The following is a 3482-nucleotide window of genomic DNA, read 5'->3' as shown; positions in this document are numbered from 1 at the left end:
AATGTCGAAACTATATACGACTTTTTTCTTTCCCCTGCCATCTGGCAGGGGTGGCCCGTGAGACGACATGGAACTCGAGATCGAGCGGTACTTCAAAAGGTTTCCACTCATCATAGCGCACCGCGGTGCGCCGAAGGTTGCAGCGGAAAACAGCGCCCGGGCAATCCAGGCTGCCGTCGATTTCCGTGCCGACATGATCGAGGTCGACCTGAGAACGACCGGGGACGGGGAAATCGTGCTTTTTCATGACGAAGACACTTCCCGCATGGCGGGGGTCAAAAAAGTGGTCGGGGAGTCGACCCTCGCGGAGCTCGAGGGGCTCACCCTCCCGGGAGGCGAATCGATCATCGGGCTTCGCGAGGCACTAAAGATCGTGGGGGGAAAGATACCGCTGAACCTGGAGCTGAAAAGCGAGGGATCGGGCAGGGCGCTCGCCGCCTACCTCGATGCGAACCCCTGCGACGGGCTCATCATCGTATCCTCCTTCAAAGCGGCGGAGCTCAAAGAGTTCCGTGAAGCGGCGCCGGACATCCCCACCTCGGCCCTGGTGAGGAACCCCTCCCGACGGGACATAGAGTCGGCGCGGCAGGGAAGGTGCCTCTCCATCAACGTAAACAGCCGCCACGTGAAAGGATGGATGGCCCAGCAATCGATGGCGTCCGGCATTGCGCTCTTCGTCTACACCGTCGACGAGGAAGAGGTGTTTCACCACCTCGCCAGAATGGGAATATCGGGCTTCTTTACCAACGAGCCGGAAAAGTTGCTCCGCTTCAGAGAGGCGCTGTGACCCACGTCGACATCGTCATAATCGGCGGCGGCGTCACCGGTGCCGGCTGCCTCCTGGAAGCCCTCTCCCGGGGCCTGCGCTGCGTCCTCCTGGAGAAGGGGGACTTCTCCTCCGGGACAACTTCGGCCTCATCGCGGCTGATCCACGGCGGGATCCGCTACCTCGAGCACCTCCACTTCGGCCTCGTGGCCGAGTCGCTGAAAGAGCGTTTCTGGATATGGCAGCACTTTCCCCACCTCCTGCGGCCCATCGCGATCCACATCCCCGTCTACGGCTGGGGGAAACGGTCCCCCCTCGTTGCCGGGCTGGGCGTGAAGCTGCACGACCTCCTGGCGGGAAAGGCGAAGATCGAAAAGAGCTCGATCTATCTCGGGAAAAAGGCTCGGAACGTGGTGCGTGAAATTTCACACGACGGGCTCTCGGGACTGTTCGTGTTTCACGATTACCAGATACTGATGCCCGAAAGAATCGCCCTCGAAAGCATCGATGCCGCCGTGAGCATGGGGGGACGGGCAGAAAACTATACCCGGGTCGAAAAGATCTCGCAGACCGACGGGGGATACCTCGTCGAGGCGAGAAACAGCCACACGGGTGAAAACGCCCTCTTTTCCGCCGCGGCCGTCATCAACGCCGCCGGGGCCTGGATCGACGAGGTCAGGAAGATGGCCGGCTTTCGCGGAAAGCTCCTCCGCCCCACGAAAGGGATCCACCTGGAAGCGGAGAAGTTGACCGGGAGAGCGCTCTTCGTCGAAGCGGAAACGGACAGGCGCCTCTTCTTCATCCTCCCCTTCCTGAACCACACCCTGGTCGGCACGACCGACACGGACCACCCCGGATCCCCCGACGACGTGCGGCCCCTTCCCGGGGATGTGGACTACCTGATCAGCAACGTCAACCGGATCTTCGGGGGGGTCAAGCTCGGCCCGTCCCGCATTTTCTCGGCATACGCGGGGCTCAGGCCCCTGATCAACGTCCCCGGGAAAAGCGAGTCCGCCGTTCCCCGGCGCCATCTCGTCGTGTGCGAGGGCCCCGGCGGGAGGTTCGTCTCCATCACCGGCGGAAAGCTCACGACCTACCGGAAGATGGCAGAAGACACGGTCAAAAAAGCCCAGGCCGTCCTCGGAAATCCCGGGGGGAAGAGGGAAGGCCCCCCTTTCCTCCCCTGCGGCATCACGGACCCGCGGGAGCGGGAGGAATTTATCCGCCACCTTACAGGGGAGCACGGGATCGGGGAGGAAACCGCCTCCGCCCTCTACACCGTCTACGGTACCCGGGCGGACGTGCTGCTTGCCTTTGCGGGAGGCGACGCCCGGCTGAAATCGCCCCTCTCACCGGAAACCGCCGAGATACCGGCACAGATACTCTACGCCTACGAGAAGGAATCGGCGAAGTGCCTCGAAGATGTCCTGCTGAGAAGGATGCTCATCGGAAAAACCCCGAAGAAAGGCCTGGGGGAGGAAGGGAAGATAAAAGAGGTCCTCACGCGCTACATGGGCAAGAGCCCCGGGGAGGCAGACGGGCTGTTCTCATCCTTTCGGGACAGCGCGGCAGCAAAATTCATGATCAAAATTTGAGGGGAAAATAAAATTCCATTTTAAATAAAAGCGATTATTGTTAGAATTGGGAATGCAACTGCAAGGGAAGGCGGTGGGCGTGGCGAAATACGGAAAACTTTTTTTCCTCATCACGATCCTGGCCATTTTTCTCAGCCAGGCGCTGAACCAGGAGGCATTTGCCCTCCGGACCCTCAAGAAGGGGGATTTGGTCAAAGATTTCGAGCTGCCCCTCGTAACGGGGGAAGGCCCCGTCAAGTTATCGGAGCTTGCGGGCAAAAGCGGCCTCGTCATGATATTCTGGGCGACCTGGAGCGAGCGGTCAAAGAGCCTTCTGAAATTCGCCGAGACGGAGCTAAAACAGCAGTTTGCCGACAAGGGGATCACCTTCGTCGGGGTAAACGTCGAGGGCGAGTCTGTTTCCGACGCTGACCTTGCAAAGATCAGGGGTCTGGTCGAGGAACTGGGCATCTCCTTTCCCGTGGCCGTCGACGAGGGGCTCGTCGTCTTCGACGAGATCGGGGTGATAACGAATCCCACTACCGTTCTCGTCGGGGAGAGCCTGAAGATGGAAGGCATCTATCCGGGGTTTCCCTCTATTGCCCGCGATGAAATTCCAAAAATGGTGAACAGCTACCTGGGAATAGCGGAGGAGAGAGCACCGATTCGTGTCCAATACCTTCTGGACCACCAGCCGAAAAACAAGGCGCTGCTCCGGTACAACCTCGGCAGGAACCTCTACAAGCGCTACCTCTCCCTGAAGGGAGAGCTCAAAAACGTCCCCGCGGGAGCGGTCAAGCAGCTCGACGAAGCAATGGGGAGGGATCCCGATTTCTATGCCCCCTATATCCTGAAGGCAATCATTTACCACAAGACGGGAGAGGACGAGGAGAAACAGACCATCCTGAAGCAGATCGAGGAAAAGGATTTCAAGGAGCACGTGGAGAGGATCGACATCGCCTACATGTACATCCTCATCGGCATGAGCGATAAGGCGAAAGCCATCCTTACCGGGCTGCATGCCGAAATACCGGGCGAACAGGAAGTCAAACTCCTGGATGCGGCGGTCCTGCTGTCGGAAAACAGGGGGGAGGATGCCCGGCCCGTTCTGGCGGACCTCGCTGCACAGGAAAAAGAAAACC

3 protein-coding genes are annotated in these 3482 nt (G+C 59.7%); all 3 read left to right on the top strand.

Going from position 1 to position 3482, the window contains the following annotated elements; genetic code table 11:
* The first annotated feature begins 67 nt into the window (after positions 1–67).
* Positions 68–787, top strand: coding sequence for a hypothetical protein (locus GTN70_08590; GenBank protein NIO17040.1), 720 nt, complete (start codon positions 68–70; stop codon positions 785–787).
* Positions 784–2361 carry an FAD-dependent oxidoreductase gene (locus GTN70_08585; GenBank protein ID NIO17039.1) on the top strand — a complete coding sequence of 526 codons (1578 nt, stop codon included), beginning with the start codon at positions 784–786 and terminating at the stop codon, positions 2359–2361. Before GTN70_08590 ends, GTN70_08585 begins: the two co-directional genes overlap by 4 nt.
* Before the next feature lie 79 nt (positions 2362–2440).
* A partial coding sequence (locus GTN70_08580; protein ID NIO17038.1) for a redoxin domain-containing protein occupies positions 2441–3482 on the top strand: 1042 nt, incomplete at its 3' end.

It is taken from the genome of Deltaproteobacteria bacterium (assembly GCA_011773515.1).
GTDB lineage: Bacteria > Desulfobacterota > Deferrimicrobia > J040 > J040 > WVXK01.
The sequence above is the reverse complement of the archived record's forward strand: the minus strand, read 5'-3'. Positions and strand labels throughout refer to the sequence as shown.

Bases quoted from the DNA above. Each gene is read 5' to 3' on its own strand.
- GTN70_08590 (NIO17040.1), top strand. From the start codon at position 68: ATGGAACTCGAGATCGAGCGGTACTTCAAAAGGTTTCCACTCATCATA.